The organism is Pseudarthrobacter sp. GQ63 (assembly GCF_059758765.1).
In genome coordinates this window covers 373760-386852 of record NZ_JCAXEF010000001.1, presented here as the reverse complement: position 1 = coordinate 386852, position 13093 = coordinate 373760, and the positions used below count along the sequence as shown (strand labels likewise).

The 13093-nt window shown below is 66.5% G+C and carries 9 protein-coding genes; 3 read left to right on the top strand and 6 right to left on the bottom strand.

Features of this window, described 5'->3' with window-relative positions:
* Nucleotides 1-74 precede the first annotated feature (74 nt).
* The 6 genes from treZ to glmS all read right to left on the bottom strand — a co-directional run bounded on the left by treZ (nt 75) and on the right by glmS (nt 10467).
* A complete protein-coding gene (gene treZ, locus AC6CHP_RS01940; protein ID WP_498228024.1) occupies nt 75-1844 on the bottom strand; it encodes a malto-oligosyltrehalose trehalohydrolase in 1770 nt (589 codons plus the stop codon).
* A complete protein-coding gene (gene treY / locus AC6CHP_RS01935) occupies nt 1841-4168 on the bottom strand; it encodes a malto-oligosyltrehalose synthase (protein ID WP_498228022.1) in 2328 nt (775 codons plus the stop codon). Before treY ends, treZ begins: the two co-directional genes overlap by 4 nt.
* Nucleotides 4165-6405, bottom strand: a complete 2241-nt coding sequence (gene glgX, locus AC6CHP_RS01930; protein WP_188727499.1) for a glycogen debranching protein GlgX — start codon at nt 6403-6405, stop codon at nt 4165-4167. The genes treY and glgX overlap by 4 nt, the downstream gene beginning before the upstream one ends.
* A gap of 66 nt (nt 6406-6471) precedes the next feature.
* A complete protein-coding gene (locus AC6CHP_RS01925; protein ID WP_498228020.1) occupies nt 6472-8067 on the bottom strand; it encodes an NAD(P)H-hydrate dehydratase in 1596 nt (531 codons plus the stop codon).
* 31 nt (nt 8068-8098) lie between these two features.
* Nucleotides 8099-8446: a holo-ACP synthase gene (locus tag AC6CHP_RS01920; RefSeq protein WP_066277757.1), complete on the bottom strand. Its 348-nt coding sequence runs from the start codon at nt 8444-8446 to the stop codon at nt 8099-8101.
* 128 nt (nt 8447-8574) lie between these two features.
* The gene (glmS, locus tag AC6CHP_RS01915) at nt 8575-10467 is read right to left on the bottom strand and encodes a glutamine--fructose-6-phosphate transaminase (isomerizing) (RefSeq protein WP_498228018.1); all 1893 of its coding nucleotides are present in this window, start codon (nt 10465-10467) and stop codon (nt 8575-8577) included.
* 106 nt (nt 10468-10573) lie between these two features.
* Here glmS and coaA point away from each other — a divergent pair, with 106 nt between their 5' ends.
* The 3 genes from coaA (at nt 10574) to mscL (ending at nt 12950) form a co-directional block, all read left to right on the top strand.
* A complete protein-coding gene (gene coaA, locus AC6CHP_RS01910) occupies nt 10574-11569 on the top strand; it encodes a type I pantothenate kinase (RefSeq protein WP_188728180.1) in 996 nt (331 codons plus the stop codon).
* Between the two features lie 5 nt (nt 11570-11574).
* Nucleotides 11575-12447 carry a M15 family metallopeptidase gene (locus AC6CHP_RS01905; RefSeq protein WP_498228016.1) on the top strand — a complete coding sequence of 291 codons (873 nt, stop codon included), beginning with the start codon at nt 11575-11577 and terminating at the stop codon, nt 12445-12447.
* Between the two features lie 113 nt (nt 12448-12560).
* Nucleotides 12561-12950, top strand: a complete 390-nt coding sequence (mscL, locus tag AC6CHP_RS01900) for a large conductance mechanosensitive channel protein MscL (RefSeq protein ID WP_498228014.1) — start codon at nt 12561-12563, stop codon at nt 12948-12950.
* Nucleotides 12951-13093: the final 143 nt, after the last annotated feature.

Here is a 13093-nt window from a genome sequence, read left to right as displayed (position 1 = left end):
GCAACAGGCCAGGGCGGGAAAGTTACGCCGCGGGCTGACATCAGCCCGCGGCGCAACACTGCCCAAATGGGGCGTCAGGACTTGACGATTGCCGCACTCCAGGGCGCCAGGGCGAGGGCCTCGCCGTCAAGGCCGGTCCCCTCGTCCGTTGCCAGCAGCACAGCCCCGGAAACGTCCTCCAGCCGCACCTTGGCGTCTGAGAGGTTCAGCAGTACCTCAACGCTTCCGCGGCGGAACCGCAGCCAGCCGGCGTCGTCGTCGAACGTCACCTCCGTCTCGGTGAAGCCGAGACCGGCAAGCTCCGGGTGCTTACGCCGCAGCGCTGTGAGGGCACGGTAGAGCTCCAGCAGCCGGGCGTGGTCCCCGGCGGAGGCTTCATCCCAGTTCAGCTTGGACCGGCGGAAGGTTTCGGGATCCTGGGGGTCGGGCACGACGGCGGGATCCCACCCCATGCGCTCGAACTCCTTGATCCGGCCTTCCGCGGTGGCCTTGCCCAGCTCCGGCTCCGGGTGGGAGGTGAAGAACTGCCAGGGGGTACTCGCCGCGAACTCCTCGCCCATAAACAGCATGGGCGTGAACGGGGACGTCAGCGTGAGCACTGCGGCCATCGCCAACTGTCCGTGGGACAGCGACTGCGAAAGCCTGTCCCCCGTGGCGCGGTTGCCGATCTGGTCATGGTTCTGGTTGCAAACCACCAGCGCCGCAGGGTGCACCAGCGAGGCATTGATGGGCCGGCCGTGGTGCCGTCCGCGGAAGCTGGAGTAGCTGCCGTCGTGCAGGAACCCGTCCTTCAGGACCTTTGCCAGCACCGCCAGGGACTGGAAGTCCTCGTAGTACCCGGTGGTCTCACCGCTGACGCTGACGTGAACCGCGTGGTGGAAGTCGTCGCTCCACTGCCCGGCCAGCCCGTACCCGTTGACGTCCCGTGGGTACAGCAGGCGGGGGTTGTTCAGGTCCGATTCCGCGATCAGGGTCTTCGGCAGCCCGGTCTCCGCCGAGACGGCGTCGCCCAGGGCACCGAACTCCTCGAGGATGTGCACGGCGCGTTCGTCCTTCAGCGCGTGCACGGCGTCCAGGCGGAGGCCGTCCACGTGGTAATCCCGGAGCCAGAGGGCAAGGTTGTCCAGGATGTATTCCCGCACCACATCGGAGCCGGGACCGTCCAGGTTCACCGAGTCGCCCCAGGTGTTGGCATCCCCCTGTTTCAGGTACGGGCCGAACTTGGACAGGTAGTTCCCGCTCGGGCCGAGGTGGTTGTACACCACGTCCTGGATGACGCCCAGGCCGGCGGCGTGGGCAGCGTCCACAAAGCGCTGGTAGGCCGCAGGCCCGCCGTAGCCTTCATGGACCGCGTACCACTGGACGCCGTCGTAGCCCCAGTTGTGGGTCCCGTTGAAGCCGTTGACCGGGAGCAGCTCGACGAAGTCGATGCCCAGGTCCGCAAGATAGCCGAGCTTTTCGGCTGCAGCGTCCAGGGTCCCCTCGGGGGTGAAGGTGCCGATGTGGAGTTCGTAGATCACCGAACCCTTCAGCTCCTTGCCGTTCCAGCCGGAGTCCTGCCAGGCATGGGCTGCGGGGTCGAACGTCCTGGAGAGCTCATGGACGCCGGCGGGCAGGCGGCGCGACCGCGGATCGGGAACAGGATGGCTGTCCCCGTCCAGCAGGTAGCCGTAGTCCACCTCGCCGTCAGCCGGAGCGTCCGGGGCTGTCCACCAGCCTTCAGAGCCCGGCGCCGTCTCCTTCTCCACCATGGGGTACTGCTGCCCGCCGGCCAGCAGGACAACGGACGTGGCATCAGGAGCCCAGACGTCGAAACGCGCGGGCCCGCCATTCACGAGGGTCATGCCTTTTCTCCATCCACAGGTACGAGCAAAGCCACGGGGTAGGTGCCCAGGACGTCGGCCACCGGAACGGACCCGGGTCCGTAGCTGTTGCCGGTGAGTTCGTCGCGCACCGCAACGGAAAGTTCGACGGCGGTGTCCCGCCATCCGCCGTCGGCCGCCAGTCCGGCGGGAAGCCGGGTGGCAAGGGTCAGGGCACCCAGGGCGCCGTCACCGCCGCGGTGGAACGCGAGGACATGATCCGCCGCAGGACCCTTGGCTGTCACGGGACTGTAGCCCTGGAACAGTTCGGGCCGGTCGCGGCGGAGCCGGAGTGCGCGGGAGGTGACCAGGAGCTTGCTGGTTTCCGTGCCCGCGGCGGGAAGGGTGCCGGCGTCGAGCTTTGCAAGCTCCTGCCGGCGGACCTCAAAGTCCACCGGCCGCCGATTGTCGGGGTCGGTCAGGGACCGTTCCCAGAACTCGCTGCCCTGATAAACGTCCGGGACGCCGGGCATGGTCAGCTGGACCAGTTTCGCGGACACGGAGTTGGACGCGGCGTACGAATCGATCCGTGCCACGAAGTCCTCCACCGCTTTGGTGACCCGGCCGTCGTCGAACGCTGCGTCCACCGCGGCCTTGACGGAGGATTCGAAGTCCTCGTCAGGGCTTGTCCAGGTGGTGGAGTTGCCGGCTTCCCGGGCAGCCTTCTCGGCGTATCCCTGCAACCGTTCCCTGCTCGCGGGCCACGCCCCCACCACAGCCTGCCACAGCAGGTTCTCGTAGGGGCCGTCCGGAATCGGGGCGAGTCCGCGGAGCGTGGCCAGGGTGTCCGCCCACTCCTCCGGCAGCTCGGCGATGACCGAGATCCGGGCCCGTGCGTCCTCGCTGCGCTTGGTGTCATGCGTGGACATGGCGGTCATGGACAGGGGCAGTTCCTGCTGGCGCCGGGCCATCCGCTGGTGGAACTCGGCTGTGGAAACAGAGAACTCTGTGGGTTCGGCCCCCACCTCCGTCAGGGTGCCCAGGCGGGTGTAGCGGTAGAACGCCGTATCCTCGACGCCCTTGGCCATCACCATGCCGGAGGTCTGCTGGAAGCGGACCGCGATGGGGTTGGCGGGATCAAAGAGCAGCGGCAGCAGTGTGCCCACGGCTACCTCGAGATCGGGCCGGTGCGCCGCTGCTGATTCGCACGCCTCCTTGAGGATCTCGGCGCCGGTGGGCAGGTACGTCCGGTAGACCGGGAACGCAGCGATGACCTCGGCAATGGCATCCGCTGCCTGCTCCACCGAAAGCCCATAGGACTCCGGCACCAGGCGGGCCAGGCGCAGGACTTCGGACCGCAGGATGCCGTCCGCGATCATCCTCTTGGTGCCCCGGATCATCTCTGCGTAGTCCGCAGGGGTGTCGGAGCCGCGAAGCTTCGCGTCCAGCTCGTCCAGCTCCTGCTGGCCTGCGGGGTCCACGAACACCCGGTCCACGTCCGCGAGGGCGTCGTATCCGGTGGTGCCCTCGGTAGCGAAGTCCTGGGGCAGGGTTTCGCCCGGCTCGAGGATCTTTTCCACCAGGAGGTAGGCTCCGCCGCTGAGGTCCTTCAGCCAGCGCAGGTAGCCGGCGGGGTCGGCCAGGCCGTCCGGGTGGTCAACCCGCAGGCCGTCCACCAGGCCTTCCTTGAACCAGCGGCCCACCTCGGCGTGTGCCTCCTCGAAGACCCTGGGGGTTTCCACCCGGATCCCGGCAAGCGTGGTCACTGCGAAGAAGCGCCGGTAGTTCAGTTCCGCGTCCGCCCGGCGCCAGTCCATCAGCTCATAATGCTGGCGGCTGTGGACCTCCTGGGGGGAGTCGCCCTCAGAGTAGCTTCCGGAAGCGAGCGGGAACCGGTGGTCGTAGTAGCGGAGCTCGCCGTCCTTGATCTCCAGCTTGTCCAGGTCCTCGTCCGAGCCAAGCATGGGCAGCCGGATCTTCCCACCTGCCAGGTCCCAGTCGACGTCGAAGGCGTCGGCGTAGGGCGAGCCCTGCCCTTCCTTCAGCAGGGACCACCACCAGGGGTTCTGCACGGGCGTGGCAACGCCCACGTGGTTGGGCACGATGTCCACCAGGACACCCATGCCGTGCTCGCGGGCAGCCTTGGACAGGGCCAGCAGGCCCTCGGGGCCGCCCCGCTCCGGGTCCACCGCGGAGGGGTCGGTCACGTCATAGCCGTGGTCCGAGCCCTGCTCCGCGGTGAGGATGGGCGAGAGGTAGACCCAGTCAACACCGAGATCCTTCAAATACGGGACCTTCTCGGCGGCATCAAACAGGGTGAAGCTGCTGCGGATCTGCAGGCGGTAGGTCGAAGCCGGGACCCTCATGCCTCGGTAGCCCTTGCCTCGCTCGCTTCCGCTGCCTTTGTCTGGGCATCCACCATCTCCCCTTGGGCTTCCTCCTGCTCCACCATGGAAGCCAGGGAAGCGGCTGCGGAATAATCAACCTCCATCTCAGGTCCGGAGTAGGCGCGCAGGACCACCATGGACTTCGCGTCGAGCGTCAGCGTTGCTCCCGCCTTGAGCGGCTCGTAGGCCTCCGCCTGAGCGGCCGTGTCAAACAGGACCTCCCAGTTCGGGGAGTACTCCTCGGAGGGAAGGCAAAAGTCCACGGCGGCGTCGTGGGCGTTGAATGCCATCAGGAAGCTGTCATCGGTGATCCGCCGGCCCCGTGAATCCTGTTCCTGGATCCCATGGCCGTTATAGAAGACGCCGATGGTCCGGCCGAAGCCACTCCCCCAGTCTTCCGGCAGCATTTCGGTACCGTCGGTCTTCAGCCACACGATGTCCGGCAACTTTTCGCCTTCACCGCGGCGTACCGGGCGGCCATCAAAGAACCGGCTGCGGCGGAATGTGGGATGGTCGTGCCGCAGCTTGTTTACGAAGGCGGTGAACTCCACCAGCGGCTGGTCCATGGCTTCCCAATGGATCCAGCTCAGCTCGGAGTCCTGGCAGTACGTGTTGTTGTTGCCCTGCTGCGTGCGGCCCAGTTCGTCGCCGTGCAGCAGCATCGGCACGCCCTGGGAGAGCAGCAGTGTGGCAATGAAGTTCCGCTGCTGGCGCGCCCGGAGGGTCAGCACCTTGTCGTCGTCCGTGTCACCTTCTACGCCGCAATTCCAGGACCGGTTGTGCGATTCGCCGTCGTTGTTGCCCTCGCCGTTGGCATTGTTGTGCTTCTCGTTGTAGGACACCAGGTCCCGCATGGTGAAGCCGTCGTGGGCTGTGACGAAGTTGATCGAGGCCACCGGACGCCGCGCCGAGCTTTCGTACAGATCAGCGGATCCGGTCAGCCGGGAGGCGAATTCGCCCAGGGTCGACGGCTCACCGCGCCAGAAGTCGCGGACGGTGTCGCGGTACTTGCCGTTCCACTCCGTCCACTGCGGCGGGAAGTTACCCACCTGGTATCCGCCGGGGCCCACGTCCCACGGCTCAGCGATGAGCTTTACCTGGGAAACCACCGGATCCTGCTGGATAAGTTCGAAGAAGGTGGACAGCTTGTCCACGTCATAGAACTCACGGGCCAGGGTGGAGGCGAGGTCGAAGCGGAAGCCGTCCACGTGCATTTCCGTGACCCAGTACCGGAGGGAGTCCATGAGCAACTGCAGCGAGTGCGGATGCCGCACGTTGAGGGAGTTGCCGGTGCCGGTGTAATCCATGTAGTGCTTGAGGTCGCCGTCCACCAGGCGGTAATAGGCCTGGTTGTCGATGCCCTTGAAGGACAACGTGGGGCCGAGGTGATTGCCTTCCGCAGTGTGGTTGTAGACGACGTCGAGGATCACCTCGATGCCGGCCCGGTGCAGGTCGCGCACCATGGCTTTGAATTCCTGGACCTGCTGGCCGGTTTCCCCGGTGGAGCTGTAGGTGTTCTGTGGGGCGAAGAAACCGATGGTGTTGTAGCCCCAGTAGTTGTTGAGCCCTTTTTCCATCAGGGTGCCGTCGTTGACGAACTGGTGGACGGGCATGAGCTCGATGGCGGTGACGCCGAGCTTCTTCAGGTGATCGATCACTGCCGGGTGGGCCACACCGGCGTACGTGCCGCGCTGGTCCTCAGGGATTTCAGGGTGCAGCTGGGTGAGGCCCTTGACATGCGCCTCGTAGATGACCGACTCGTGGTACGGGATCCGCAGCTGGCGGTCGCCGTCCCACTCGAAGAACGGGTTGATGACTACACCGTGCATCGTGTGCGGCGCCGAGTCGGCGTCGTTGCGGGAATCAGGGTCCCCGAATTCGTAGGAGAAGAGCGCGGGGTCCCAGTCGATCTGGCCCTGGACAGCCTTCGCATACGGGTCCATCAGCAACTTGTTCGCGTTGAACCGGTTCCCGTTCTCCGGATCATACGGTCCGTGGACCCGGTATCCGTACTTCTGTCCGGGCTGGATGTGTGGAAGGTAGCAGTGCCAGACGTAGCCATCGACTTCGGTCAGTTCGATCCGCGTCTCGTTCAGGTCATCGTCCAGGAGGCAGAGTTCAACCCGCTCCGCGAGTTCGCTGAACAGGGCAAAGTTGGTGCCGGTTCCGTTATAGGTGGCGCCAAGGGGATAAGCCGATCCGGGCCAGACTTCCATAATGCTCCTCTTTGTGATTCGGCAGCAGAAGAGCAGGAGCGCCCTGCTGCCGGTACGAACTAATGCCTACCGTAACGGTTGGGTGTGACTATTACGTTTCCGCATCCCTGAGTTACTAAGCGTGCTTACTTTACCCCAAGTCTGGGGTAGGGAGCCCGCGATACCCCCCGCGGTGACCGGTCCCCCGGCGTTGGAGTCCGACGCCGACCTTCCGGCTTTGCCGTGCAGGGCGGCTCCCAGCGCGGCAATGGCGGCCCAGCGCACGTCCGGTTCCACGCCCTCTTTGCTGAAACGTCCGACGTCGTTCCCCGCCTGGGCGAGCAGCGCACCGATGACGCCGGCCAAGACGTCCCCGCTGCCGGCAGTCGCCAGCCAGGGGGTGCCGTCCGCCTGGCTGAACACGTCACCGAAGGGTGCGGCGACCAGGGTGGTGGCACCCTTGAGGAGCACCGTGGCGCCGGTCAGTTCCGAGGCGCGGCGTACCGCGGCCAGGGTTCCGGCTTCCACCGTGTCCCGGTCCTCTGAGCGGCCCAGGCGTTGCAGCAGCGAGGCCAGCTCGCCGGCGTGGGGGGTGAGGACCACGTGCGGGCCGAGGGTTTCGGGAAGAGCGGGAAGGGCACCCGCGTCCGCAACGACCGGCAGGCCCGATCCGACGGCGTCGCGGGCCCGCCGGAGCTGCTCGTGGTGTTCGGGACCCATGCCGGAGCCCACCAGCCATGCCTGCACGCGGTTGTCCGCTACAGAGCCGGTACTGCAGACCACCTCAGGGCACGCCTGCCTCACAAGGTCCGCGACTTCGGGCGGGCCAAGGTACCGGACCATCCCCACGCCCGCTGCCAGGGCGCCCCGGCAGGCCAGGACGGCGGCGCCGGGATAGTCCACGGAGCCTGCAACCACCCCCAGGACGCCGCGGGAGTACTTGTGCGCGCGCCGGGCCGGATGGGGCAGCAGCCGGGCCAGGTCCGCCTCGTCGAGCCGGCTAAGCGAAGGCTGCGGCAGGTGCTCCTCAATACCGATGGGCACCACCAGCACCCGGCCGGCGTAGTCGGCACCGGGGTCCGCGAGCAGGCCGTTCTTGGCACCGCCAAAGGTGACGGTCAGGTCCGCCGGCAGCACCGGCTCGAAAACTTCGCCGGTATCGGCGTCAACACCGCTGGGAAGGTCGCAGGCAACCACGAAGGTCTGTCCGTTGCCGTTTGCCAGCAACTCGGCGACGGCGGAAACCAGCGCGGCAGCACTCCCCCGCAGCCCGCCTTTGGCGCCTGTGCCCAGCACAGCATCGATGACGACGTCGGCGCGCGCCGCTTCTGCGGCAAGTGCGGCGGGTGCCGTCCCGTCGAGACGGTGCACCCGGCCGCCGGCGCGCTCAAAAGCAGCCAGTGCCTGCGGGTGGGCTGTGTCTCCGGTGAGCACCGCCGTCGTACGCATGCCGCGTGCCGCGAGGAAGGAAGCGGCGTACAGGCCGTCGCCGCCGTTATTGCCCTTGCCGGTGAGGACGGAAACGCTGGCGCCGTAGATGCCCAGGCCACGGGAACGGCGTTCCCTGATGACGGCGTTGGCCAGGCCGTGGGCCGCGCGCTGCATGAGGACGTTCCCCAGTCCGGAGGCGAGGAGCGGCTCCTCAGCCTGCCGGACCTGGGTTCCGGTGTAGGCGCTGATCACGGCGTCAGTTCCCGTGGGTGCCGGAGCAGGTTCAGCCTTCGGCCAGGACGGTGGCCGTGGCGATCCCGCCGTCGTGGCTCATGGAGAGGTGCCAGCGCTTGACGCCCTTGGCCTCGGCCACAGCCAGCACGGTGCCCTTGACCTGGACGGTGGGTCCGTTCTGGTCAAGGCCGATCCAGCAGTCCTGCCAGTTCATGCCGGCGGGCGCACCGAGGACCTTGGCAACAGCTTCCTTGGCGGCAAAGCGTGCAGCCAGTGACCGGGTGTTCAGCTCGCGCTCAGCCGGAACGAACAGCCGGTCCCGGAGGCCGGGGGTGCGTTCAAGCTGGCGGCCGAACCGCTCGATGTCTACAACGTCTACGCCAATGCCAACAATCATGTCACTACTCTACGTGGACGGTCCCGGCCCGCTGTGCGCAGCACGCGCGTGGCAGCCGGCAGAGACGAAGGAAGCCCCGGGCACCTGGCCCAGGGCTTCCTTCATGAATCAGTACCGGATCGGCCCGTTTACTCGACGGTGACGCTCTTGGCGAGGTTGCGGGGCTGGTCCACGTCGTAGCCCTTGGCCTGGGCCAGTTCCGCGGCGAAGATCTGCAGCGGGACCGTGGTCAGCAGGGGCATGAGCAGCGTGGGGGTTTCGGGAACGTAGAAGACGTACTCGGCGTAGGCCTTCACTGCTTCGTCCCCTTCCTCGGCGATGACCAGGGTGCGGGCGCCGCGGGCGCGGACTTCCTGGATGTTGGAGACCACCTTGGCGTGCAGGGAATCCCGGCCGCGCGGGGACGGGACCACCACGAACACCGGCTGGCCGTCGTCGATCAGGGCGATCGGGCCGTGCTTGAGCTCGCCGGCGGCGAAGCCCTCGGCGTGGATGTACGCGATTTCCTTCAGCTTCAGCGCGCCCTCCAGCGCCACCGGGAAGCCCACGTGGCGCCCCAGGAACAGCACCGACTTCTCGTTGGCCATGGACCGGGCCAGTTCGCGCAAGGGTCCGGCGTTGTCCAGGATTTTCTGGATCTTGGCAGGGATCTTGTTCAGGTCCGCGAGGACGTCCTTGATCTGGCCGGAGAAGATGTTTCCGCGCAGCTGTGCCAAATACAGGCCCAGCAGGTAAGCGGCGGTGATCTGCGCCAGGAACGCCTTGGTGGAGGCCACCGCGATCTCCGGGCCCGCGTGGGTGTAGAGCACGGCGTCGGATTCACGGGGGATGGTGGAGCCGTTGGTGTTGCAGATGGAGATGGTCTTGGCGCCCTGTTCCCGGGCGTAGCGGACGGCCATCAGGGTGTCCATGGTTTCGCCCGACTGGCTGATGGACACCACCAGGGTGTTCGCGTCCAGGATCGGGTCCCGGTAGCGGAACTCGTGCGCCAGCTCCACCTCCGTGGGGATCCGGCACCAGTTCTCGATCGCATACTTGGCCACCATGCCCGCGTACGCGGCGGTGCCGCAGGCCAGCACGATGATCTTGTTGACCTGCTTCAGCAGCTCAGGGTCGATCCGGAGCTCGTCCAGGGTCAGTTTGCCGTTGATGTCGGAGCGGCCCAGCAGGGTCTGCGCCACGGCGTCGGGCTGGTCATGGATTTCCTTCTCCATGAAGGAGCTGAAGCCGCCCTTTTCGGCCGAGGCCGGGTCCCAGTCCACGTGGTATTCCTTGCCGGCGGCCGGGTTGCCGAAGAAGTCGGTGATCTCCACGGTGTCCGCGGTGATGGTGACGATCTGGTCCTGGCCCAGCTCCACGGCGCGGCGGGTGTAGTCGATGAACCCGGACACGTCCGAGCCCAGGAAGTTCTCGCCCTCGCCCAGGCCCACCACCAGGGGTGAGTTGCGGCGGGCGGCCACCACGACGTCGGGCTGGTCGGCGTGGACGGCCAGGAGCGTGAAGGCGCCCTCCAGGCGCTGGCAGGCCAGTTCCATGGCGCGGGTCAGGCGCCCGTCAGCGGTGTCACCGGCGAGCTTGTTCCGGTAGATGTCGGCCAGCAGCGCCGCGGCCACCTCGGTGTCCGTCTCGGACAGGAAGGTCACGCCCTTGTCCAGCAGCTCGAGCTTGAGTTCGGCGAAGTTTTCGATGATGCCGTTGTGGATCACGGCGAGCTTGCCGCCGTCGGCCAGGTGCGGGTGCGCGTTGCGGTCCGTCGGCCCGCCGTGCGTGGCCCACCGGGTGTGGCCGATCCCCGTCACCGTCTCCGGCAGCGGGTGCGCCTCCAGCTCGGCAATCAGGTTGCTCAGCTTTCCCGACTTCTTCCGCGATTCGATCGCGCCCTTGGACACCACGGCGACCCCGGCGGAGTCGTAGCCCCGGTACTCCAGGCGGCGCAGTCCCTCAAGAACAACATCCAGCGCGCTGTGACCGGCAATTCCGCCGTCGACTGAACGGCCCACATATCCCACGATTCCACACATAGCCTCAAGACTATCGGCAGGGGCACCCCAGATCTAAACCGGCAGAGCCCCCGCAGGAGGAGAATATTGCGGCTGCCGCCGCGCGCAGGCCGTGCTCCATTTCGCTATGTGCCGGGCGCGGGGCAGAATCTCTAGAGTGACTTTGCAACGCAACGAGGCGAACGGAGAGGGTGTCTCCCCGTTCGTTGAGCTGGACCGGCAGACCTGGTCCAGGCTCGCAGACGAGATGGAGCAGCCTCTCAACCAAGAGGACATCATCCGTCTTCGTGGCCTCGGGGACCCCCTGGACATGAGGGAGATCCGCGAGGTCTACCTTCCGCTCTCCAGGCTCCTGCACCTGTATGTGGAGGCCGCCGGGCAGCTGCACGCCGCCACCACCACGTTCCTGGGTGAACACACCCAGCGCACGCCGTTTGTGATCGGCGTGGCGGGGTCTGTAGCCGTGGGCAAGTCCACCATTGCCCGCGTGCTCCGTGAAATGCTGCGGCGCTGGCCCGGAACCCCCAATGTGGAACTCATCACCACGGACGGCTTCCTCTATCCCCTGGCTGAGCTCAAGCGGCGCCAGCTGCTGGAGCGCAAGGGTTTTCCGGAGTCCTACGACCGCCGGGCGCTGCTCCGTTTCGTGAGCGAGATCAAGAGCGGCGCCGAGGAAGTGCGCGCCCCCTGGTACTCCCACGTGACGTATGACATCGTTCCGGGCAAGGAAGTGGTGGTCCGCCGCCCTGACGTTTTGATCGTTGAGGGGCTGAACGTGCTGGCTCCGGCGCGTCCCCGGCACGACGGCCGGCAGGGCCTGGCGCTGAGTGACTTCTTCGACTTCTCCATCTACGTGGATGCCAAGACCTCCTACATCGAGGAGTGGTATGTGGACCGGTTCCGCAAGCTGCGGAGCACCGCGTTCGCGCAGCCGGAGTCCTACTTCCACCGGTACGCCACCCTGTCCGACGAAGAGGCGGAGACCACGGCGCGGGACATCTGGAAGCGCATCAACGAGCCCAACCTCGAGGAGAACGTCCTTCCCACCCGGGGGCGTGCGCAGCTGGTGCTGACCAAGGAGGCGGACCATTCGATCCGCCGCATGCTCCTGAGGAAGGTTTAACACAGGTGTGCCAGGACTGCTCCCCTGCTTCCGGGCAGACGCCGAGCCGGCGCAGCTTCACGCGCTTCCTCGCGGCGGGCGCCGGACTCACTGTCCTAACAGCCTGCACGCCGGAGGCACCCAACGCCGTGCCGCCGTCGTCGGCCCCTGCCTCCACTTCCTCACCGGCAGCGGTGACCGCCACGCCCACGCCGGAAATTACGACGGCGGCGCCCACCACGGAGGCTGCGGCACAGGCCGCGCCGTCCCCCACGCCGTCGGCTGCGCTGCCGCGGCAGTTCTCCCTCACTGATCCGGCCAGCCCCTGGCTGATCGTGAACAAGCACCGGCCGCTGGTGCCGGCGGACTACGTCCCGGCTGACCTGGTGCGTCCCTCGATCGCCATGACGGCTTCCGGTGAGGCGTCGCTGTTGAACAGCACGACGGCAGCTGCTGCGGAGGCGATGTTCGCGGCGGCCGCGCAGGACGGCGTGACGATGGTTTTGGCTAGCGGGTACCGCTCGTACACCACCCAGGTGGCCACCTACAACGGGTATGTTGCGGCCCGCGGCCAGGCCGACGCGGACACGGCCAGCGCCAGGCCCGGCTATTCGGAGCACCAGACGGGCTGGGCTTTCGACATTGCCGACGGCAACGGCGCCTGCGGGTTCCAGCCGTGCTTCGCGGACCAGCCCTCGGCCGTCTGGGCCAAGGCGAATGGGCACCGGTTCGGGTTCGTGGTGCGGTACCCGTGGATGTTCCACCCGATCACGGGCTACTACTACGAGCCGTGGCATCTGCGGTTCATCGGGGTGGAGGCGGCCACGGACATGGTGAACCGGGGGATCTTTACGCTGGAGGAATACTTCGGCGTGGAGGCAGCTCCGGGGTATCCGTAGGGCTGTGCGACGCCCGGGCTATACGATCGGCAGGCTGGCTTAGTTCCCGACACGGGCCCGGATTTTACGTTGCTGTCATGTGGGGCTCACATGGGTGCGCTAGCTTGGTCGGTATGTTGACAGGATTCAAGAATTTCATCATGAAGGGCAACGTCGTAGACCTTGCCGTCGCCGTCGTGATGGGTGCCGCTTTCGGCGCCGTCGTCACCTCCATCGTCGAAGGCCTGCTCACACCCCTGATCGGCCTCCTCTTCCAGGCGAAAGGCATCGAGGAGATGCAGTGGGAGGGGTTCCTGTACGGACAGGTCATCTCGTCCGTCATCTCTTTCCTGCTGATCGCCGCCGCGATCTACTTCGTGGTCATCATGCCCATGAACCACATGATCGAGCGCCGCAACCGCAGGCTCGGGATCGGCCAGGATGTGAAGGAGGAGTCCGCCGAGGATCCCCAGATCGCCCTGCTCACCGAGATCCGGGACGCGCTGAAGACCCGATCTTCCTAACCGGCTTTCTACCGAATGAGGCCCGTTTCCTTCCGAAAACGGGCCTCTTTTGTTGCGTCGGACATGCCACACATTGACATTCATGCCACCCAAGCAAAATGATGACCCAATGGGGGAATCAACGACGGCTCAGGGTGGCCGAA

Excerpts from the sequence above, each read along its gene's own strand:
- treZ (WP_498228024.1), bottom strand. The coding sequence starts at position 1,844 with ATGACCCTCGTGAATGGCGGGCCCGCGCGTTTCGACGTCTGGGCTCCT.
- treY (WP_498228022.1), bottom strand. The coding sequence starts at position 4,168 with ATGAGGGTCCCGGCTTCGACCTACCGCCTGCAGATCCGCAGCAGCTTC.
- glgX (WP_188727499.1), bottom strand. The coding sequence starts at position 6,405 with ATGGAAGTCTGGCCCGGATCGGCTTATCCCCTTGGCGCCACCTATAAC.
- AC6CHP_RS01920 (WP_066277757.1), bottom strand. The coding sequence starts at position 8,446 with ATGATTGTTGGCATTGGCGTAGACGTTGTAGACATCGAGCGGTTCGGC.
- glmS (WP_498228018.1), bottom strand. The coding sequence starts at position 10,467 with ATGTGTGGAATCGTGGGATATGTGGGCCGTTCAGTCGACGGCGGAATT.
- coaA (WP_188728180.1), top strand. The coding sequence starts at position 10,574 with ATGTGCCGGGCGCGGGGCAGAATCTCTAGAGTGACTTTGCAACGCAAC.
- mscL (WP_498228014.1), top strand. The coding sequence starts at position 12,561 with ATGTTGACAGGATTCAAGAATTTCATCATGAAGGGCAACGTCGTAGAC.